The following is a 19,560-nucleotide window of genomic DNA, read 5'->3' as shown; positions in this document are numbered from 1 at the left end:
CATCGTAGGGGCGGCAATCCGGCGCCCGGCACGCACCGGGACCCCCTGGAAGCCCACTCCTAGAAGCCCACGCCCAGCACGTACACGACCACCACCATCGCGAGGACGACCACCAGGGTCATCCGCCGGACCATCGCCTGCGCGTCGCGCATGTCCTTCGGCGGCTCGTTCTTCGGGTCTGACCAGAGCATGCCTCGATCCTGGCCCTGGAGACCGGAGCGGCGCCTGAGTACGCGTACTCAGGCGCCACGGTCCGTTCACGCCATCTTCACGAGCGGACGGCGGCCTAACCGGGCCAGTACGTACGGGCCCACGCGCGCGGCCCGGGCTGCGGCAGCGTCCGCCGCGCCACCCGGGCCGGCGCCGACCACTCGTCCGCCACCCGCGGCGCGCCCGACGGTGCCGAGGCCAGCACCGCCGCGCGCGCTTGGACCACCGCCAGTGCGGCGGCCAGCTCCTCGGGCGTCGGATTCCCCTTGACGACCTTGATCACCACAGGACTGCCTCCTTGCGTCCTAGAGGGGGATGTTGCCGTGCTTCTTCGGGGGCAGGGACTCGCGCTTGGTGCGCAGCTGGCGCAGCCCCTTGACCACGTGGGCCCGCGTCTCGGACGGCATGGTCACCGCGTCGATGTAACCGCGCTCGGCGGCCGTGTACGGGTTCAGCAGCGCGTCCTCGTACTCGGTGATGAGCCGCGCCCGGGTCTCCTCGGCGTTGCCCGCCTCCTCCGCCTCGGCGATGGCACGGCGGTGCAGGATGTTGACCGCGCCCTGCGCGCCCATGACGGCGATCTGGGCGGTCGGCCAGGCCAGGTTCAGGTCCGCGCCGAGGTGCTTGGAGCCCATGACGTCGTACGCGCCGCCGAACGCCTTGCGGGTGATGACGGTGATCAGGGGGACGGTGGCCTCGGCGTACGCGTAGATCAGCTTCGCGCCGCGCCGGATGATTCCGTTGTACTCCTGGTCCGTGCCCGGCAGGAAGCCCGGCACGTCCACGAACGTCAGCACCGGGATGTTGAAGGCGTCGCAGGTCCGTACGAAGCGGGCGGCCTTCTCGGAGGCGTTGATGTCCAGGCAGCCGGCGAACTGCATCGGCTGGTTGGCGACGATGCCCACCGGGTGTCCCTCGACCCGGCCGAAGCCGGTGAGGATGTTCGGCGCGAAGAGCGACTGGGTCTCCAGGAACTCCGCGTCGTCGAGCACGTGCTCGATCACGGTGTGCATGTCGTACGGCTGGTTCGCGCTGTCCGGGATGAGGACGTCGAGCTCGCGGTCGGCCTCGGTGACCTCGGTGTCCGCCTCCTCCGGGAAGGCGGGCGGCTCGGAGAGGTTGTTCGACGGCAGGTACGCCAGCAGGTTCTTGACGTACTCGATGGCGTCCTTCTCGTCCCCGGCCATGTGGTGCGCCACGCCCGAGGTGGAGTTGTGGGTGCGGGCGCCGCCCAGCTCCTCGAAGCCCACGTCCTCGCCGGTGACCGTCTTGATGACGTCCGGGCCGGTGATGAACATGTGCGAGGTCTGGTCGACCATCACGGTGAAGTCGGTGATGGCGGGGGAGTACACGGCGCCGCCGGCGCAGGGCCCGACGATCAGGCTGATCTGCGGGATGACGCCGGAGGCGTGGACGTTGCGGCGGAAGATCTCGCCGTACATGCCCAGCGCGCTGACACCCTCCTGGATACGGGCGCCGCCGGAGTCGTTGATGCCGACGAGCGGGCAGCCGGTCTTCAGCGCGAAGTCCATGACCTTCATGATCTTCTGGCCGTAGACCTCGCCGAGGGCCCCGCCGAAGACGGTGAAGTCCTGCGAGAACACGGCCACCGGGCGGCCGTCCACCGTGCCGTAGCCGGTGACGACGCCGTCGCCGTAGGGGCGGGTCTTCTCCAGCCCGAAGTTGGTCGACCGGTGCCGGGCGAACTCGTCGAGCTCGACGAAGGACCCCTCGTCCAGCAGCAGGGCGACCCGCTCACGTGCCGTCAGCTTCCCCTTGGCGTGCTGCTTCTCCACCGCGCGCGCTGACCCGGCGTGAGTGGCTTCGTCGATGCGGCGCTGCAGGTCCGCGATCTTGCCCGCGGTCGTGTGCATGTCGATCGGCTCTGAGGGTTGTGACATCGGGGTCGCGGCTCCCTGTGTGGTGTCAACTGCCTGGTCAATTGATTGACTACTGCTGGCTACTGGTGCGTAGCGTATCGGCGGGCATGGCGCTCGGCAGTGCGGCGTTTGACACACCTACTGTGGGTTGCATGACGCCATCAGATGCATCAGGAGGGGCTCCGTCCGGAGCCGCCTCCGGCCGCTGGTCGAGCCTCGACCGGCCGCCGCTGAACGCCGCCGTGCTGGAGCGGGCCCTCGTCGGGGACGGGGGGCTGTGGTCCTCGGTCGAGGTGGTCGCCGCCACCGGGTCCACCAACACCGATCTCGCGGCCCGGGCCGGCCGGCTGCCCGAAGGGGCCGTGCTCGTCGCCGAGGAGCAGACCGCCGGGCGCGGGCGGCTCGACCGGAGCTGGGTCGCGCCGGCCCGGTCCGGGCTGTTCTTCTCCGTCCTGCTCAAGCCGGGCGACTCCGTACCGCAGGAGCGGTGGGGGTGGCTGACCCTGCTGGCCGGGGTGGCCGCCGCGACCGGGGTGTCCCGGGCCGCCGGCGTGGACACGGCCCTCAAATGGCCCAACGACCTGCTGGTCACCGTGGAGGGGGAGGAGCGCAAGACCGGCGGCATCCTCGCCGAGCGGGTCAGCGACGGTGTCGTTCTCGGGATCGGGCTCAACGTCACCCTGACCGAGGACGAGCTGCCCGTACCGGAAGCCGGGTCGCTGATCCTCGCCAAGGCCGCCGTGACGGACCGGGAGCCCCTGCTGAAGGCCGTACTGCGGTCCCTGGAGCACTGGTACGGGGAGTGGCGGGCGGCGGGCGGCGACCCGGCCGCCAGCGGGCTCCAGGAGGCGTACGCGGCGGACTGCGTCACGCTCGGCCGGCACGTACGGGCGGACCTGCCCGGCGGCCGCACGCTCACCGGGACGGCCGAAGCGGTGGACGCGGACGGGCGGCTCGTCGTACGGACCGCCGAGGACCGGCACGAGACCGTGGGGGCCGGGGACGTGGTGCATCTGCGGTCGGTGCGGTAGCCCGCCGCAGCTGCAGGGAGTGGGGAGTGAGCTACGGCACACCTGCCGTATGGTTTAGGCGATCCCGGTCCTCCCGGCGATCACCCGGTTCGGCAGGGCAGTGCGCACGGAATGGACAGGAGGCGGCCCTTGACCGTCGACGACTCTACGTCCGGCGCGTCCGCCCCCCGGCCCGGCGGCCCGGGGCCCACCGGCTCGGGGCCCACCAGTCCGGGCACGCCGATCGGGCGCGACCAGCACACTCCCCACCACGAGGTCGACCACACCGCACAGCCGACGGCGGACCCGCTCGCCATCCGGCTGGAGCAGCTGATCCTGGGCGCGGAGCGCCGCTACACCCCCTTCCAGGCGGCCCGCAGCGCCGGCGTGTCGATGGAGCTCGCCTCCCGCTTCTGGCGGGCCATGGGCTTCGCGGACATCGGTCAGGCCAAGGCCCTGACGGAGGCGGACGTACTGGCGCTGCGCCGGCTCGCCGGCCTCGTCGAGGCCGGGCTGCTGAGCGAGCCGATGGCCGTGCAGGTGGCGCGGTCCACCGGGCAGACCACCGCCCGGCTGGCGGAATGGCAGATCGATTCCTTCCTGGAGGGGCTCACGGAGCCGCCGGAGCCGGGAATGACCCGTACGGAGGTCACGTACCCGCTGGTCGAGCTGCTGCTGCCGGAGCTCGAGGAGTTCCTCGTCTACGTGTGGCGCCGCCAGCTGGCGGCGGCCACCGGGCGGGTCGTGCAGGTGGCGGACGACGAGGAGATGGTCGACCGGCGGCTCGCGGTGGGCTTCGCGGACCTGGTGGGCTTCACCCGGCTGACGCGGCGCCTGGAGGAGGAGGAGCTCGGCGAGCTCGTCGAGTCCTTCGAGACGACCTCGGCGGACCTGGTGGCCGCGCACGGCGGCCGGCTGATCAAGACGCTCGGTGACGAGGTGCTGTACTGCGCCGACGACGCGGCGACGGCGGCGGAGATCGCGCTGCGGCTGATCGAGACGATGGAAGCCGATGCCCAGATGCCGGAGCTGCGTGTCGGCATAGCGTTCGGGACGGTGACGACCCGGATGGGCGACGTCTTCGGGACCACCGTGAACCTGGCCTCGCGGCTGACGTCGATAGCGCCGAAGGACGCGGTGCTGGTCGACGGGGCGATGGCGGAGGAGCTGGGGCGGACCGGCGCTGCGCCGGTCTCGGAGAAGGAGGCCGAGGCCGAGGAGGGCGGCGGGGCGTACCGCTTCGCACTCCAGCCGATGTGGCAGCGGCCGGTGCGCGGGCTCGGGGTCGTGGAGCCCTGGTCGCTGACGCGGCGGAAGCCTAAGATCCCCGGGTAACGTTCGTTAACCGGGAGGGCCCTGTGGTGTCGGAGTCGCAGTCGGAGTTCGTATCGGTACGTCGGCATGGCGACGACGGGGTCGCGGAGCTGGTCCTGGACCGGCCGAAGGCGATGAACGCGGTGTCGACGGACATGGCGCGGGCCATCGGCGACGCCTGCGCGGCGCTCGCGGCGGACGCGTCGGTACGGGTGGTCGTGCTCTCGTCGGCGGCGGAGCGGGCGTTCTGCGTCGGGGCCGACCTCAAGGAGCGCAACTCCCTGTCGGACGCCGAGCTGGTGCAGCAGCGGCCGACCACGCGGGGCGCGTACGGGGGCGTACTGGAGCTGCCGATGCCGACGATCGCGGCGGTGCACGGCTTCGCGCTGGGCGGCGGCTTCGAGCTGGCGCTGGCGTGTGACGTGATCGTGGCCGACGAGACGGCGGTGGTCGGCCTGCCGGAGGTCTCCGTGGGCGTGATCCCGGGCGGCGGCGGCACGCAGCTGCTGCCGCGGCGCGTGGGTGCGGCGCGCGCGGCGGAGCTGATCTTCACGGCGCGGCGGGTGGAGGCGGCGGAGGCGCTGTCGCTGGGCCTGGTGGACTCGGTGGTCCCGGCGGGCACGGACCGGGACGAAGCCCTTGCCCTCGCGGCCCGGATGGCGGCGAACTCCCCGGTGGGCCTGCGGGCGGCGAAGCGGGCCCTGCGGCTGGGGCACGGGATGGACCTGACGGCCGGCCTGGAGATCGAGGACGCGGCCTGGCGGACGGTGGCCTTCTCGGGAGACCGCGCAGAGGGCGTGGCGGCGTTCAACGAAAAGCGCAAGCCGCAGTGGCCGGGGAAGTAGGGGCAGGGACCGGGACCGGGGCAGGGACCGGCGGGCGGGTGCCGCTCACAGGCACTTGAGGGTGACCGGCAGCACCTCCGACGAGATGGCCGCCTGCCCGCCCTGCTTCGGAACCGTGAGCTGGACGGTCACTGTGGGGGCGGGGTCCTGGGGCCTCGTGCGCGCCGGGGCGGTCACGCTGAATTCGTCGACGCGCGTGGAGAAGCCGGGGAAGCGCATGGTCTTCTCGGTCCGCTTGCCCGTGCCGCTCGTCCACACGTACTTGACCCTCCCGCTGCCGCCGCCCTCGAGGGTGCCGTCGACGCGCACCTCGTGCGGCACGTTGCAGTTGACGCCGAACGCGGGGGAGTCCAGCTCCACCGTCGCTTCCGTGATGCCGGTGGGCGGGGTGACCGGTGGCCTGGGCGGCTTCTCGCAGCCGGTCTTCTGCTGGGGCGCCCCGCCCTGGCCCGTCGTGACGGTGTAATTGCCGCGGGGGACGTTTTCCTCGTCGAAGGCCCCCTGGGGGCTGGTGACGCCGTTGTACTCCTTCGGGCCGGTGATCTTCACGGGGTCCCCCGGCTTGAAGCCGGTGAGCACCAGGTCGAACTCGACCGGGTCGGTGCCGGGCGCCGCCTTCAGCGAGCAGACCGGAGCGAGGGGCGCGGTGTGGGACACGGGCATCCGGTCCGGGGGCCCCTGCGCGGTGGCGACGGCCGGCGGGAGGGCGATCGAGGAGGCGAGGAGCGGGGCGACGAGGGCGAGACGACGGTGCCGGTTCATGCTGTTTCCCTCCTGGGGCGGGACAGCGCGACGGGGCGTACGGAATGCAGAGCCGGACTCGGCATGGCGGGCGGCACGGCGGAAAGGTGCGGCGGCCGGGCATCGTCGAGGGACTGCCCCGGGGTGGCCCGTCGGGGCGTTCGTGCGTTCGTGGCCCCGTGCCCGGATGTCCGGTTCGATTTTATGCGCGGGGGTGTGTTCCGGCAGGTCGGGCGGCTTCCCCCTGAGGTCCTGCCCTGTGCTCTGATGCTGCAGCAAGCAGCACGAAATCGGATAAAACTCCCTAACCTGGGGTGATGGGAGTCGACGGGCGGCTACGAGCCGTCGTGGGCCTGGCGCAGGCCATGGCCGCCGCATGCGCGCCGCGGGACAGTGTCCGGGCGGCCGCCCGCGGGGCCCGCCTCGCGATGGACGGCTCGTTCGCCGCGATCTCCGCGTGGGAGCGCGAGCGGGGCCGGCTGCGGGTCCTCGTGAACGAGGGGGAGCTGCGGGCCGGGGAGGAGACGTTCCCCGAGGACGAGTCGTACCCCGTCCACGACTTCCCCGAGATCACCGAGTTCCTGCACGAGCGCTGGGTCGGCGGCAGCGGCCCGCACGCCTGGGTGGAGAGCGCCGGCGGCGGCCGCCCGGGGCGGCGCGGCGAGGCCCTGCGCCGGCGCGGCCGCGGCACCTGCGTCGTCGCGCCCATCGTGCTCAGCGGGCGCGCCTGGGGTGAGCTGTACGTCGCCCGCGACGACGGCCTGCCCGACTTCGACGAGGACGACGCCGAGTTCGCGGCCGTCCTGGCCGCCGTGGTCGCGGCCGGGCTGGCGCAGAACGAGCGGCTCGAGGAGGCCCGGCGGCTCGCCTTCACCGATCCGCTGACCGGCCTGGCCAACCGCCGCGCCGTCGACATGCGGCTCGACGAGGCCCTGGAGGAGCACCGGCGCAGCGCCGCCGTGGTCAGCCTGGTGGTGTGCGACCTGAACGGGCTCAAGAAGGTCAACGACAGCCTGGGGCATGCCATGGGCGACCGGCTGCTGGAGCGGTTCGGGTCCGTGCTCAGCCTCTGCGGGGCCATGCTGCCCGGCGCGCTCGTCGCCCGGCTCGGCGGCGACGAGTTCTGCCTGGTGAGCGTCGGGCCCCCCGCCGACGAGGTGGTGCGGGTGACCGAGGAGCTGTGCCTGCGCGCCGCCGAGCTGGAGCTCGGGGAGGGTGTCGCGTGCGGGGTCGCGTCCACCGGGGACCCGATCGGGCCCGTGACGTCCTCCCGGCGGCTGTTCCGGCTGGCCGACGCCGCCCAGTACAAGGCCAAGGCCGCCCGCTCGCCGAAGCCCGTCGTCGCAGGCCGGGACACCGCCGTGGTCCGGCTGGCCGATGCCGCCCAGGACGGGGCGGCCGGCGAGCGCCGCCGCTTCCGCGGCCGGGCGTAGGCCGCGCGCAGGCCGGGCGTAGGCCTTGTGGCGGAGGCGTAAGGGGCCCTCGTGAAACTTGCTAGTGACATGAAGCGATTCAGTCCGTAGGCTGCTGAATATGGATATGCACACTGTCGTGGTGGGGACGTCCGGGACCACCGCCGAGGACGTCATCGCCGTCGCCCGCGGCAACGCGCGGATCGAGCTGTCCGGCGAGGCGCTCGACGCCCTCGCCCGCGCCCGCGAGATCGTCGACGCCCTCGCCGCCAAGCCCGAACCCGTCTACGGGGTGTCCACCGGCTTCGGCGCCCTCGCCTCCCGGCACATCAGCCCCGAGCTGCGCGCCCAGCTCCAGCGCAACATCGTCCGCTCGCACGCCGCCGGCATGGGCCCGCGCGTCGAGCGTGAGGTCGTGCGCGCCCTGATGTTCCTGCGCCTGAAGACCGTCGCCTCCGGGCACACCGGCGTCCGGCCGTCCGTCGCGCAGACGATGGCCGACGTACTCAACGCCGGCATCACGCCCGTCGTCCACGAGTACGGCTCGCTCGGCTGCTCCGGCGACCTCGCGCCGCTCTCGCACTGCGCGCTCACCCTGATGGGCGAAGGTGACGCCGAGGGTCCGGACGGGGTCGTGCGCCCCGCCGGGGAGCTGCTCGCCGCGGCCGGGATCCAGCCGGTCGTGCTGAAGGAGAAGGAGGGCCTCGCCCTCCTCAACGGCACCGACGGCATGCTCGGCATGCTGGTCATGGCCCTCGCAGACCTCGACAAGCTGTACAAGTCCGCCGACATCACCGCCGCGCTGACCCTCGAGGCGCTCCTCGGCACCGAGAAGGTGCTGGCGCCGGAGCTGCACGCCATCCGCCCGCACCCGGGCCAGGGCGCCTCCGCCGCGAACATGGCCGCCGTCCTGAACGGCTCCGGGCTCACCGGGCACTTCCAGGAGGAGTCCGCCCCGCGCGTGCAGGACGCGTACTCGGTGCGCTGCGCCCCGCAGGTCGCCGGCGCGGGCCGTGACACCATGGCGCACGCCGCCCTGGTCGCCTCGCGCGAGCTGGCCTCCTCGGTCGACAACCCGGTGGTGCTGCCCGACGGGCGTGTGGAGTCCAACGGCAACTTCCACGGCGCGCCGGTCGCGTACGTCCTGGACTTCCTGGCCATCGCGGCGGCCGACCTCGGCTCCATCGCCGAGCGCCGCACCGACCGGCTGCTCGACAAGAACCGCTCGCACGGCCTGCCGCCGTTCCTGGCGGACGACGCCGGTGTCGACTCCGGTCTGATGATCGCCCAGTACACGCAGGCCGCGCTGGTCAGCGAGATGAAGCGGCTGGCCGTGCCGGCCTCCGCCGACTCGATCCCGTCCTCCGCCATGCAGGAGGACCACGTCTCGATGGGCTGGTCGGCCGCACGCAAGCTCCGTACCGCCGTCGACAACCTGACCCGCATCATCGCGATCGAGATGTACGCGGCCACCCGGGCCATCGAGCTGCGCCACGGGCTCACCCCGGCCCCGGCCAGCCGGGCGGCCATCGCGGCGGCCCGGGCGGCCGGTGTGGAGGGTCCCGGGCCGGATCGTTTCCTCGCCCCCGACCTGGCGGCTGCCGACGCGTTCGTCCGTACGGGCGGCCTCGTGGCCGCGGTGGAGCCGGTGACGGGTCCGCTCGCCTAGTCGTACCTAGTCGTACCGCTGCCGCGAAGGGCCGGCCCCGGGAACCGTCTCCCGGGGCCGGCTCTTCGGTGTGTGCCCGTACGGGTCCTACGCGCGCGAGCGGTGCACGGAGAAGGTGACGAACCCGGCCCCGAGGCCCAGGCAGAGCGTGCCGCCCAGCAGGTAGGGGGTGGTGTCGATCCCGCCGGTGTCGGCGAGCCCGAGGGACACCTGGCCGGCGGTCTGCGGTGAGGCGCCCGCGGGATCGGCCACGAGCGTCGTCACCGATCCGGGCCCGGGCGCGTTCGCGGACTCCGGCGCGGCGGAACCGGAATCGGACGCCGTGGAACCGGGCGCCGTGGACCCCGGTGCGGTGGCGTTGGCCGAGGGCACGAACCACAGGGCGGCGAGGAGGGTGGTCGCTCCGAGAGCGGTGAGCAGCGGTCGACGTGCGGACACGGTGCGATCCCCCTTGCGGAAGCAGCGAATTGGCCGTGTGCGGTGATGCTACGGACAAGGGCGGGTCGTGGGAAAGTCGGGGCTTCCCCGGGCTTAGTCTCCGTCGTATGAACCCTTCTGACACATCACGATACGTACGGCTTCGGGTGGATTTGGTGCTGGAGGTGCCCGACCCCGAAGCGCTGACCGGAGCCGCGCTCGAGCACATCGAGGCCGACGAGTTCATGCCGGACGAGGAGCGCGGCCACGCCGAGTCGGCCGTACGGGAGGACGAGTCGGAGGCGCTCGCGTACCTCGTCGACCCCACTGACCTGGTCGCGGACATCCCCGGCGTGGAGCTGGCGCAGGCCTCCTGGAGCAGCGAGCCCGTCGAATACGACCCCGAGTCCATGGAGTGGGACCTGGGCGAGGAAGATGGGGACTTCGACGAAGAGACGACCGACAACGCCTGACCGTGTGGTTGCACACATTCAAACGGAATGTGGAACCGATCCGGGCCTTCAACGCGTTGACTGGTGCGAGGCAGGGGGCGTGTCTCCCTGCCTTGATCGGGGCACCACCCGGCGGCTGCCGGGGGAAGCTCGGGGGTTCAGGCAACGATGGAGTGGCGTGTGAGGACGGACAAGAAGCGGCGGAGAAGGTCCCTCGTGGCCATATCCGCCGTACTCGGTGGCGTGCTGGTGCTCTCGGCGTGCGGCGGTGGCGACGACAAGCCCAAGGGCGGCGGGGACGGGAGCAGCAAGTCCCAGTCGGACGTGGACGCGGCCGCGGCCAAGGACGCCTCCAAGGCCAAGATAACGATCACGCCCAAGGACGGCGCGACCAACGTCGGCCTGAACGACGCGACCAACGTCGCCGTCGGTGACGGCACCCTCACGGCGGTCGAGCTCAAGACCTCCGAGGGCGCGGCCGTGCCCGGCAAGATAGCCGCCGACGGCAAGAGCTGGAAGCCGGACGCCGCGCTGAAGCGCTCCACGAAGTACGCCCTGTCGGCGACCGCCAAGGACGCCTCCGGCAAGGAGGCGCACGAGAACGCCTCCTTCACCACCGTCTCCCCGGAGAACAGCTTCGTCGGCTCGTTCATACCGGACGACGGCCAGACCGTCGGCGTGGGAATGCCGGTCTCGATCACCTTCAACAAGGCGATCAAGGACCAGAAGGCGGTCCAGGCGGCGATCACCGTCACCTCCAGCAGCGGCCAGGAGGTCGTCGGGCACTGGTTCAGCGCGCAGCGCCTGGACTTCCGCCCCGAGCAGTACTGGCAGGCCGGCTCCACCGTCACGCTGAAGCTGGCGCTGGAGGGGGTGCAGGGCGCCCCCGGCGTCCAGGGCGTGCAGAACCGCACCGCCACCTTCAAGATCGGCCGCAGCCAGGTCGCCACGGTCGACGCGAAGACGAAGAAGATGACCGTCACCCGGGACGGCGCGGTCCTCAAGACCATCCCGATCTCGGCGGGCTCTCCGGAGAACCCGACGTACAACGGCCAGATGGTGATCTCCGAGAAGTTCAAGGAGACCCGGATGGACGGCTCGACCGTCGGCTTCAAGAACAGCGAGGGCAAGGGCGAGTACGACATCAAGGACGTCCCGCACGCGATGCGGCTGTCCCAGTCCGGCACGTTCATCCACGGCAACTACTGGGGATCGGACTCGATCTTCGGCAGCGTGAACACGAGCCACGGCTGCGTCGGTCTGAACGACGCCCAGGGTGCCAACGACCCGAACCAGCCCGCGGCCTGGTTCTACGACAACTCGCTGATCGGTGACGTCGTCACGGTGGTCAACTCCCCGGACAAGACCATCAAGCCGGACAACGGCCTCAACGGCTGGAACATGAGCTGGGCGGACTGGAAGGCCGGCGCGGCCTCCTGACCTCCTGACCTGCGGACCTCTGGTCCCGACCGAACCCCGCGGATGGCGGGGAGCCCCTGACGGAGGCTCCCCGCCATCGGCTGTTTTTCCAGGGGCCACGGGCCCGTTTCAGGGGCTAAGGTCCGGATCATGCCCCAGCCCCCTGCTCCCACCCAGCTGTCCGTGCCGCCGACCGACGCCGAGGTGGACGCCTGGGCGGCGGTCCTGACCGCTGCCCACGCCGCCGACCTGCCCGGCGTACCCGTACCGGCCCGGGTGGAGATCGCGGGGCGGCTGCGCGTGGCGCCGACCACCGGCCGCTTCGCGCACTTCGCGGCGGACGAGGGCGTGGCGAGCCTGCTCCTGTTCACGGACGCAGGCAATGCGCACACCGCCTCGCTGGACGTGCTGACGGTACGCCCGGACGCGCGGCGGCGGGGGACCGGCACGGCCCTGTGGCACCGGGTCCGCGAGGAACTGCTGGCCCAGGGCCGCACCTCGGTCTCCACGATGGCCGACCTGGGCGGGGCGGGACAGGCGTTCGCCGAGTCGCTGGGCTTCGAGAACGTGCTGCCGCTCGGCTGGTACGTGCAAGACGTTCAGGGCGGGAAGGACGGGCACGACGTGGCGGCGGGGCCGGCGACTGCGGAGCCCGAACCCCCCGCGGGCTACGAGCTGGTGTGCTGGGAGGGCCTGGTCCCGGACGCGTGGGTGGCCGCGGCCGCCGTCGCCCACGGGTCGATGGAGGACGCGCCGACCGGGGACATGGACGAGCAGCCCCCGGCCTGGACCCCGGAGCGCCTGCACACGGTGCAGCGGCTGGTCCTGGACCGCGGCGGCCGGATGCTCATGGCCGCGGCGGTGACCCCCGCCGGCGAGGTGGCCGCGTACACGTCCCTGGTGCTCCCGGACCCGGCCGCCCTGCGCGCCCTCCAGTACGACACGGTGGTCGTCCCCGCCCACCGCGGCCGCGGCCTCGGACGCACGGTCAAACTCCGCATGCTGAGGGAGGCCACCGCCCGCTTCCCCGCCCTCCGCGAGATCGCCACCTCGGTGGCGGACGAGAACACCCCGATGCGCGCGGTGAACGCCGCCCTGGGCTACCGCCGCGAACGCGCGGCCGGCATCTTCCAGATCAAGCTGTAGCCCCGTCCGCGTCCGCCGAGGCCGGGGCCGGGGCGGAGGAGGCCGAAGGGATCGCAGGGGCGGAAGAGGTGGACGGGGCGGACGGGGCCGACCACGAGGCCAGCAGCCGCAGGGCGTCCGCCGAGGGGGAGCCCGCCGCGGCGTGGAAGGTCACCAGGAACTGCGCCGAGTCGTCCGGCAGCGCCAGGGTCTCGAAGGCCAGGTCCAGCTCACCCACCAGCGGGTGCCGCAGCCGCTTCACCCCGTGCGTCTTGTTGTCGGCCACCGTGTGCGCGGCCCACAGCCGCCGGAACTCCTCGTTCTTCACCGACAGTTCCCCGACCAGCGCGGACAGCTGCTCGTCCTCCGGGTGCTGGCCCGCGTACATGCGCAGGTTGCTCACCACCTCGCAGGCCCGGCACTCCCACTCCACGTACAGCTCGGCCGTCGCCGGGTCCAGGAACACCTGCCGTACGAGGTTCCGCTCCTGCGGCGGCAGCGCCCCGAAATCGCCGAACACCGCGGCCGCCAGCCGGTTCCAGCCGATCACGTCCTGACGCCGCCCCACCAGGTAGGCCGGCACCCCCTCCATCGCGTCCAACAGCGTCCGCAGCTCCGGGCGGACGTGCTGCGCCCGGTGCTGCTTGCCGCGGTGCCTGCGGGGCCGGGGGCTGGCCAGGTGGTTCAAGTGGGCCGTCTCCGTGCCGTCCAGGCGCAGGGCGCGGGCGATCGCGTCCAGCACCTCCGCCGACACGTTCTGCCCGTGCCCCTGCTCGAGCCGTGTGTAGTACGCCACCGAGACGCCCGCCAGCTGCGCCAACTCCTCACGGCGCAGCCCGGGCACGCGGCGGTGGCGCCCGTAGTCCGGCAGGCCCACGTCCGCGGGGCGCAGCCGCGCACGGCGGGAACGGAGGAACTCGCCCAGTTCGGCACGCTGATCAAGCTGGTCCATGACGCCAGTATCGCCGGGCGGCCCGCGCGGCGTGGTCCTGTTCCTGACCCCGCCAGGGGTAGGACCGCCAGTCCTAGGCAGGACAGGGGTCTGGGTGGCGGCGGCCCGGTCCGCAATCGTTGCTTGCACCGCACACCGTCCGCAGCAGCGTTCGAGGAGTCTCCACCCATGTCCGTCACCCAGGTCGCCGCCTACGCCGCTCCCGCCGCGAAGGCCCCGCTGGAGCGCACCACCGTCCCGCGCCGCCCCGTCGGCGAGCACGACGTGCTCATCGAGATCAAGTACGCCGGCATCTGCCACTCCGACATACACCAGGTCCGCGACGGGTGGGGCGAGGGCATCTACCCCATGGTCCCGGGCCACGAGATCGCCGGTGTCGTCACCGAAGCCGGCCCGGGCGTCACGAAGTTCGCGGTCGGCGACCACGTCGGCGTCGGCTGCTTCGTCGACTCCTGCCGTGAGTGCGAGTACTGCCTGCGCGGGCAGGAGCAGTACTGCGCGCAGGGCATAACCGGCACGTACAACGCCCGCGACAAGCAGGGCGACCCGACGTACGGCGGCTACTCCACGCACGTCGTCGTCGACGAGAACTACACCGTCCGCATCCCCGACGGCCTCGCCCTCGACGTCGCCGCCCCGCTGCTGTGCGCCGGGATCACCCTCTACTCCCCGCTCAAGCACTGGCAGGCGGGCCCGGGCAAGAAGGTCGCGATCGTCGGTCTCGGCGGCCTCGGCCACATGGGCGTGAAGATCGCCGCCGCGCTCGGCGCGGAGGTCACCGTCCTCTCCCAGTCCCTGCGCAAGCAGGACGACGGCCTGCGGCTCGGCGCCTCGCACTACTACGCCACGAGCGACGAGAACACCTTCGAGAAGCTGGCCGGCAGCTTCGACCTGGTCATCTCGACGGTCTCGGCGCCGCTCGGCCTCGACGCGTACCTCGACCTGCTGAAGGTCGACGGGGCACTGGTCAACGTCGGCGCCCCGGAGGAGGCGGTCGAGCTGAACCTGTTCTCCGTCATCACCGGCCGCAAGACCCTCGCCGGCTCGATGATCGGCGGCATCGCCGAGACGCAGGAGATGCTGGACTTCTGCGCCGAGCACGGCCTCGGCTCGGAGATCGAACTGATCCGCGCCGAGCAGATCAACGAGGCGTACGAGCGCGTCCTGGCCAGCGACGTCCGCTACCGCTTCGTCATCGACGCGTCGACGATCTGACCGGCCCGCTCCAGCGCGGCGGCGAGCCGGTCCCGGGCCGCCGTCTGCACGGCGATCCGCGCCTCCAGGACCGCGAGCCGCTCCCGGGCCACGGCCAGTCCCTTCGGGGACGGCGGCCCGGCGGCCACGTCACCGTCCAGGCAGTTCAGGAAGACCCGTACGTCGTCCAGCGTCAGCCCCGCGTCCAGCAGGGTCCGGATGTTGCGGACCCGTACGGCGGCCCCGGCGTCGTAGACGCGGTAGCCGTTGGGGGTCCGCCCGCAGGAGATCAGCCCGGCCTGCTCGTAGTGGCGCAGGGCGCGCGGGGTGGTCCCGGTCGCCTCCGCGAGTTCCCCGATCAGCATGCGTCCATGGTCGCCGAGGAGCACCGCCGCGGGGCCGCCGGGGTCGGGCCGCGCAGGTCAGGCCGGCAGCGCCCCGCCGTCCACCGGGAGCACGACGCCGGTCACGAACGACGCTGCCGGGTCGGCGAGCCGGGTGACCGCCCACGCGACCTCCTCGGGCCGGCCCACCCGCCCCAGCGGGGTCCGGGCCACCTGCCAGGCCCGCACCTCGGCGGCCCGTTCGGGGCTCAGCCCCTGGTGTGCGGCGATCGGCGTGTCCACCGCCCCGGGCGCGACCGCCGCGACCCGGATGCCGCGCGGGGCGAGCTCCACGGCCCAGCTGCGGGTCAGAGTGTCCAGAGCGGCCTTGGTGGCGGCGTAGAAGGAGTTCCCGGGCCAGCCGCGCTGCCCGACGGCGGTGGTGATGTTCACGACCACCCCGGCCGGGGCGGCCTCCAGGGCGGGGAGTGCGGCCTGGGTGAGGAGCACCGGGGCCAGCAGGTTGGTGGCCAGCTGCGCGGAGAGGTCCGGCTCGGCGAGGTCCCCGAGGGGGCCGCTGCGCACGATCCCGGCGTTGTTGACGAGCACGTCGATGCGGCCGTGGGCGGCAAGGACGGCCCGGACGATCCCCTCGGGCCCGCCGGGGGCGGTCACGTCGGCGGCCAGCGGGTGGATGCCCGGACGGCCCTCGGCCGTACCGGCGAGCGCCTCGGGGCGCCGGCCGACGACGACCACGCGGTCGCCGCCGTCGGCGAAGGCGCGTGCGGTGGCGCGGCCGATGCCGGTGCCTGCGCCGGTGACGAGGATGAGCCGCTGCGGGGTCTTGCTGCTGATGTCCATGACGAGAGGGAACAACCCTCCCCCCAACGGCAAGGTCAAGCCCCTCACCGCCCCGCCGCCCCGCACCCGACGGTCTGCCGGGCCCGGGGGCGGCGAGAGCCGCGCGGGCGGAGGGTCAGCCTTGGGCCCTGGCCACGCCGATCGGGCAGCTGACGCCCGTGCCGCCTATGCCGCAGTAGCCGTCGGGGTTCTTGTCGAGGTACTGCTGGTGGTAGGGCTCTGCCGGCCAGAAGGGGCGGTCCGTCGCCGGGAGGACCGCCGTCGTGATGTCGCCGTAGCCCGAGGACGCCAGGACCTGCTGGTACGCGGCGCGGGAGGACTCGGCCTCGGCCTGCTGGGCCTCGGAGTGGGTGTAGATCGCCGAGCGGTACTGGGTGCCGACGTCGTTGCCCTGGCGGAAGCCCTGGGTCGGGTTGTGGGACTCCCAGAACAGCTTCAGGAGGGTGGCGTACGAGACCTGCGCCGGGTCGAAGACCACGCGGACGACCTCGGTGTGGCCGGTCTGCCCCGAGCACACCTCCTCGTACGTCGGGTTCTCGGTGAAGCCGCCCTGGTAGCCGGCCAGCGTGGTCCACACCCCCGGGGTCTGCCAGAACTTGCGCTCCGCGCCCCAGAAGCAGCCCAGGCCGAAGTCGGCCACCTGGAGGTGGGCGGGGTAGGGCCCCGCGAGGGGGTTGCCGAGCACGGTGTGCCGGTCCGGGAGTGAGAACTGCGGGGTCGCGCGGCCTTGGAGGGCCTCCTCGCGGGTGGGGAGCTCGGGCGTGCGGCGGTACGAGAACATGATTCCCTCCTAGTGGTTCTCCCTTAACGGGCGGGGGCGGGCCGGGATTCCCCCCGGCCCGCCCCCGGCCGCCGCGTCAGACTTTCGTCATTTCTGCGTGACCGCCCGGCGCACGCTGAAGTCCCTCGCCTGCACGTACCGCGCCTTGGCGTCCGCCGAGTACGTCCACGGCGTCGCCCCGATGTACCCGTCGACGGCACGGAACTGCTCCACGGCCTCCGGGTACCGGTCCTGCCAGTACAGGTTCCACGCCAGCATGTGCCGTACCCGGGTCACCCGCCGGTCCGCCGGGTCCGCCGCCGCCACGTCCGCGAGCGCCGCGTCCGTGGCCGCCACGATCTCCGGCCGCTTGTAGTAGACGCTCGGGTCGAGCTCCGACTCCGACATCTCGTACTCCAGGTACGCGTACAGCGGCAGCAGCGACAGCAGCTCACCCGGCTCGCCCGCCGCCGCCGACCGCTGCGCGAACGCCTCGGCCTCCTCGTGCGAGCCGCGCCACTTGCGGCACCAGTACTGCAGGGCGCCGGTGTGCGCCGCCAGCACCTTTGGGCCGCGCCCCACGATCTCCGCCCACAGCTGCCCGTACCGCTCGTGGGAGTACCCCAGCGCCATGGCGACCGGCTGCTCCAGCATGTACGGCACCGGGTCCGCCGGGTCGGCGAGCCGCTGGGCCTCGTGCATCGCCTCCTGCGAGGCGGCGATCAGCCGGTGGAAGTTCCGGAACTGCTCCTGCGTCGTGTGCTTCGCGGTCAGCGAGCCGCGCACGTTCCACGCCACCAGCACCGACGCGTCCGCGTGCACCGCCGCCGCCGTCGGGTCCTGCGGCCGCGCCGCGCGCCAGGCCAGCAGCCAGGCGTCGTCCTCGGCGGCCCGCTCGGCCAGTTCCCGTACGCGCCGGATGCGCTCGTCCCAGTTCTGCCCGGCCGCGTCCGCCCAGGCCGCGCCGGCCTGCCAGTCGCCCGCCCGTACGGCGTCCAGGGCGGCCGTGTCGGCCGGCGCGAGCGGGGACCCGTTGTCGGTGTCGAGCCGCTCGGCCGGGGCGAAGCCCAGCGCGACCGCCGCCAGGCCGTCGGCCCGGCTCGCCCAGCGGCGCTTCCCGGCACCGCCGCCCTTGCGGGCCCGCAGCATCTTGTAGGCGCCGCTGATCAGCAGGATTCCGAGGATGATCAGGCCGAGCATCAGACAAGCACCAGCTTTCGCAGGGGTTCGGTGTCGGGCAGGTCCGCGACGAGCGCGTCCAGGGCGAGCTCCAGCTGCTCCTCGAACCCGTCGGCCGCGTACTGCAGGGCGGCCGAGTCGGACCAGGACAGCTGCCAGCGGGCGCCGCCGCGGGCCGTCAGCTCGGCGGTGACCAGCTGCTTCAGCGCGCGCCGCAGCAGGGGGCGGGTGAACTCGCGGGCGGCGCGGCCGGTGGCGGCCGCGGCCTCCTCGGACTTCGGGAAGCGGTCGGCGATCCGCCAGCGCAGCGCCGGGTCGGCGTCGACGGCGTCCAGCAGGGCCGCAAGCTCCGGGGCCGTGCCCTCGGCGGCGACGGCCTCGCGGATCTCCTGCGCGCTCCGGCCGACGTACCGGGTCATGCTCTCGTGGACGAGGTCCGCCCAGTCCACGCGGGTGAGCGCGAGCGCCTCCGGGGTCAGGACCGCGTGCTCCAGCGCCGCCAGCGCGGCCTGCGGGGAGGCGAGCAGCTCCAGCGCCGGGCGGGCCGCGTGCGCGCCGCGGCCGTCGTCGGGCAGGGCCTCGATGCGGGCCACGCGCTCGGCGAGCGCGGGGTGCGAGTCGTAGGGGGAGGTGGGCTCGGTGGACAGCTCGCGGCGCAGGCCGTCCAGTTCGTCCGAGCGGGCGTCGAGCAGCTGCCGCAGGCCGCCGAAGACCTGGCCGGAGGGCGGCAGCAGGCCGGCGCCGACGCCGAGGGTGGCGTACGAGTCCATGTAGAACTCGTGCGCGGGGCCGAGGGCGTTGAGCTCGCGCAGCGCGGAGGCGGCGGAGTCGCGGCCGGCGACGCGGACCGAGGCCAGGTCGGCGGCGAGCTCCTGGCGGCGGCTGCCGGAGAGGGTGGCGCGCATGTAGAAGCGCGCGTACGCCGTGTAGATCTTCGCCATGGCCCGGTACATCGCACCCTGGCCGGCGGTGTCGACCTCCTTGGCCTTCTTGCCCTTGGCGAGCCGCTTCTCGGCGGCCTTCTCCTGCCGGGCCCGCTCCTTGGCGACCTTGGTGTCGGCGCGGTCGTGGAAGTGCCCGATGGTGCGGATCAGCTGGGCGCGGCCGCGGGCGATCAGCGGGGTGAGACGGGTGTCGAGGTTGGCGTAGTGGCCCATCTCGTGGGCGAGTACGGCGCGCAGCTGCATCTCGTCCAGGCCGGTCATCAGGGGCAGGCCCACGTAGAGGCGGCGGGTGCCGGACTTCAGGCCCAGCAGCCGGGCGTCCTCGCTGACGGCCGCGTTGACCTCGTCGATCAGCAGGATCTCGTCCGGGGCGCGGGTGCCGACCTGGGCCGCGATGTCGCGGACGGTCTGCCACAGGACGGGTTCCTGCTGCTCGGTGACGGGCACGCCGGGCTGCGGGTCGCCCTTGGGGGTGCGGAGCATGAACATGCCGCGCACGATCGGGACCGCGAGGACCACCGAGACGATGAGGATCTTGAAGGCGATGCCGCCGTGCAGCCAGGTGACGGTCGCCCAGTCGGCGGCCGCGAGCACACCGAGCAGGATGAAGCCGAGCAGGTAAAAGCCTGCGAGCAGGACGAGGGCGCGCAGCGCGCGCAGTGAAGCGCCCATATGGACGGATCCCCCCACGGGATGAAGTGGTGCAGGTGCATGTGCAGATGCTGCGGGTGTGCCGCGGGCGCTCGGTGGTCGGCCGGGCCCGGCGGTCACGCCGGGTCATCATGCGGCCCGCAGATCTTTACGGCAACCTTATTCGCCGGGATTCCGCAGGTGGGAGCCAGGGGGGCGGGGC

20 protein-coding genes are annotated in these 19,560 nt (G+C 72.8%); 9 read left to right on the top strand and 11 right to left on the bottom strand.

Annotated features, from left to right (window positions below):
• Positions 1 to 59: 59 nt before the first annotated feature.
• The 3 genes from mmpB to OHT74_RS14790 form a co-directional block, all read right to left on the bottom strand.
• Positions 60 to 191 (bottom strand): morphogenic membrane protein MmpB, encoded by a 132-nt coding sequence (mmpB, locus tag OHT74_RS14800; protein ID WP_266664424.1) that lies wholly within the window; start codon positions 189 to 191, stop codon positions 60 to 62.
• Between the two features lie 95 nt (positions 192 to 286).
• Positions 287 to 493 (bottom strand): acyl-CoA carboxylase epsilon subunit, encoded by a 207-nt coding sequence (locus OHT74_RS14795; RefSeq protein ID WP_266999597.1) that lies wholly within the window; start codon positions 491 to 493, stop codon positions 287 to 289.
• 22 nt (positions 494 to 515) lie between these two features.
• Complete coding sequence (locus OHT74_RS14790) at positions 516 to 2,111, bottom strand: acyl-CoA carboxylase subunit beta (protein WP_053786314.1); 1,596 nt, start codon at positions 2,109 to 2,111, stop codon at positions 516 to 518.
• Between the two features lie 131 nt (positions 2,112 to 2,242).
• Here OHT74_RS14790 and OHT74_RS14785 point away from each other — a divergent pair, with 131 nt between their 5' ends.
• The 3 genes from OHT74_RS14785 to OHT74_RS14775 all read left to right on the top strand — a co-directional run bounded on the left by OHT74_RS14785 (position 2,243) and on the right by OHT74_RS14775 (position 5,259).
• Positions 2,243 to 3,121: a biotin--[acetyl-CoA-carboxylase] ligase gene (locus tag OHT74_RS14785; RefSeq protein WP_328620469.1), complete on the top strand. Its 879-nt coding sequence runs from the start codon at positions 2,243 to 2,245 to the stop codon at positions 3,119 to 3,121.
• A 129-nt stretch (positions 3,122 to 3,250) separates the two neighbouring features.
• Positions 3,251 to 4,435, top strand: a complete 1,185-nt coding sequence (locus tag OHT74_RS14780) for an adenylate/guanylate cyclase domain-containing protein (RefSeq protein ID WP_443047397.1) — start codon at positions 3,251 to 3,253, stop codon at positions 4,433 to 4,435.
• A 26-nt stretch (positions 4,436 to 4,461) separates the two neighbouring features.
• The gene (locus tag OHT74_RS14775) at positions 4,462 to 5,259 is read left to right on the top strand and encodes an enoyl-CoA hydratase/isomerase family protein (RefSeq protein WP_328620468.1); all 798 of its coding nucleotides are present in this window, start codon (positions 4,462 to 4,464) and stop codon (positions 5,257 to 5,259) included.
• A gap of 45 nt (positions 5,260 to 5,304) precedes the next feature.
• Here the strand turns inward: OHT74_RS14775 and OHT74_RS14770 are convergent, their stop codons facing one another.
• The gene (locus OHT74_RS14770) at positions 5,305 to 6,021 is read right to left on the bottom strand and encodes a hypothetical protein (RefSeq protein WP_328620467.1); all 717 of its coding nucleotides are present in this window, start codon (positions 6,019 to 6,021) and stop codon (positions 5,305 to 5,307) included.
• Between the two features lie 296 nt (positions 6,022 to 6,317).
• Here OHT74_RS14770 and OHT74_RS14765 point away from each other — a divergent pair, with 296 nt between their 5' ends.
• Both OHT74_RS14765 and hutH read left to right on the top strand, forming a co-directional pair.
• A complete protein-coding gene (locus tag OHT74_RS14765; protein ID WP_328620466.1) occupies positions 6,318 to 7,433 on the top strand; it encodes a GGDEF domain-containing protein in 1,116 nt (371 codons plus the stop codon).
• Between the two features lie 106 nt (positions 7,434 to 7,539).
• The gene (hutH, locus tag OHT74_RS14760; RefSeq protein ID WP_266672761.1) at positions 7,540 to 9,081 is read left to right on the top strand and encodes a histidine ammonia-lyase; all 1,542 of its coding nucleotides are present in this window, start codon (positions 7,540 to 7,542) and stop codon (positions 9,079 to 9,081) included.
• Positions 9,082 to 9,168: 87 nt separating this feature from the next.
• Here the strand turns inward: hutH and OHT74_RS14755 are convergent, their stop codons facing one another.
• Complete coding sequence (locus tag OHT74_RS14755) at positions 9,169 to 9,519, bottom strand: hypothetical protein (RefSeq protein WP_328620465.1); 351 nt, start codon at positions 9,517 to 9,519, stop codon at positions 9,169 to 9,171.
• Between the two features lie 107 nt (positions 9,520 to 9,626).
• On the opposite strand from OHT74_RS14755, the gene OHT74_RS14750 reads away from it, so the two are divergent.
• From OHT74_RS14750 to OHT74_RS14740, 3 genes are all read left to right on the top strand, one after another.
• Positions 9,627 to 9,971, top strand: a complete 345-nt coding sequence (locus OHT74_RS14750; RefSeq protein ID WP_328620464.1) for a hypothetical protein — start codon at positions 9,627 to 9,629, stop codon at positions 9,969 to 9,971.
• Positions 9,972 to 10,118: 147 nt separating this feature from the next.
• Complete coding sequence (locus OHT74_RS14745) at positions 10,119 to 11,390, top strand: L,D-transpeptidase (protein WP_266664409.1); 1,272 nt, start codon at positions 10,119 to 10,121, stop codon at positions 11,388 to 11,390.
• Between the two features lie 129 nt (positions 11,391 to 11,519).
• Positions 11,520 to 12,515 (top strand): GNAT family N-acetyltransferase, encoded by a 996-nt coding sequence (locus OHT74_RS14740; RefSeq protein ID WP_328620463.1) that lies wholly within the window; start codon positions 11,520 to 11,522, stop codon positions 12,513 to 12,515.
• Here the strand turns inward: OHT74_RS14740 and OHT74_RS14735 are convergent.
• Entirely contained in the window at positions 12,505 to 13,446 is a 942-nt protein-coding gene (locus OHT74_RS14735) for a helix-turn-helix domain-containing protein (RefSeq protein WP_328620462.1), read from the bottom strand. The two genes, OHT74_RS14740 and OHT74_RS14735, sit on opposite strands and share 11 nt — an antisense overlap.
• A gap of 168 nt (positions 13,447 to 13,614) precedes the next feature.
• Between OHT74_RS14735 and OHT74_RS14730 the strand changes: the two genes are divergently transcribed.
• Positions 13,615 to 14,661, top strand: a complete 1,047-nt coding sequence (locus OHT74_RS14730) for an NAD(P)-dependent alcohol dehydrogenase (protein ID WP_266664403.1) — start codon at positions 13,615 to 13,617, stop codon at positions 14,659 to 14,661.
• Here the strand turns inward: OHT74_RS14730 and OHT74_RS14725 are convergent.
• The 5 genes from OHT74_RS14725 to OHT74_RS14705 all read right to left on the bottom strand — a co-directional run bounded on the left by OHT74_RS14725 (position 14,628) and on the right by OHT74_RS14705 (position 19,379).
• Positions 14,628 to 15,005: a MerR family transcriptional regulator gene (locus OHT74_RS14725; protein ID WP_266664401.1), complete on the bottom strand. Its 378-nt coding sequence runs from the start codon at positions 15,003 to 15,005 to the stop codon at positions 14,628 to 14,630. The genes OHT74_RS14730 and OHT74_RS14725 overlap by 34 nt on opposite strands.
• Positions 15,006 to 15,062: 57 nt before the next feature.
• Entirely contained in the window at positions 15,063 to 15,824 is a 762-nt protein-coding gene (locus OHT74_RS14720; RefSeq protein ID WP_266626123.1) for an SDR family NAD(P)-dependent oxidoreductase, read from the bottom strand.
• Positions 15,825 to 15,939: 115 nt separating this feature from the next.
• Entirely contained in the window at positions 15,940 to 16,605 is a 666-nt protein-coding gene (gene msrA / locus OHT74_RS14715) for a peptide-methionine (S)-S-oxide reductase MsrA (protein ID WP_266664398.1), read from the bottom strand.
• An 87-nt stretch (positions 16,606 to 16,692) separates the two neighbouring features.
• Positions 16,693 to 17,784: a hypothetical protein gene (locus tag OHT74_RS14710; RefSeq protein WP_328620461.1), complete on the bottom strand. Its 1,092-nt coding sequence runs from the start codon at positions 17,782 to 17,784 to the stop codon at positions 16,693 to 16,695.
• Complete coding sequence (locus tag OHT74_RS14705; protein WP_328620460.1) at positions 17,784 to 19,379, bottom strand: M48 family metallopeptidase; 1,596 nt, start codon at positions 19,377 to 19,379, stop codon at positions 17,784 to 17,786. The genes OHT74_RS14710 and OHT74_RS14705 overlap by 1 nt, the downstream gene beginning before the upstream one ends.
• Positions 19,380 to 19,560: the final 181 nt, after the last annotated feature.

This window comes from Streptomyces sp. NBC_00354 (genome assembly GCF_036106915.1).
In the GTDB taxonomy this organism is placed as follows: Bacteria; Actinomycetota; Actinomycetes; order Streptomycetales; family Streptomycetaceae; genus Streptomyces.
This window is presented reverse-complemented; position numbering and strand designations above follow the sequence as displayed.